General features: G+C 32.5%; 1 protein-coding gene. It reads right to left on the bottom strand.

Annotated elements, in window-relative coordinates; all coding sequences use genetic code 11:
• Positions 1-244: DEAD/DEAH box helicase family protein (locus G3997_RS04450; RefSeq protein WP_296648724.1), on the bottom strand; the 244-nt coding region annotated here is incomplete at both ends.

Here is a 244-nt window from a genome sequence, read left to right as displayed (position 1 = left end):
TTCTAGTATTTCACGCACATCTGCTCTACTTTCACACTTTATAGGTTCTTGCCTTAAAAACTCATAGGCTGAACAAAAAGTATCATATAATTGACCATCTAAATCATTTCTATCAGTTATTACTAATATAGTTGGATTGTTTAACTTATTGTGCTTTACTAAATTACCTGCTAAGAAAGTCATAGAAAAACTCTTACCACTTCCTTGTGTATGCCAAACYACTCCTGCTCTACCATCATTTTCT

It is taken from the genome of Romboutsia sp. 13368 (assembly GCF_018336475.1).
Classification (GTDB): Bacteria; Bacillota; Clostridia; order Peptostreptococcales; family Peptostreptococcaceae; genus Romboutsia.
Note: the sequence above shows the minus strand (reverse complement) of the source record. Positions and strands in the feature narration are given on the sequence as shown.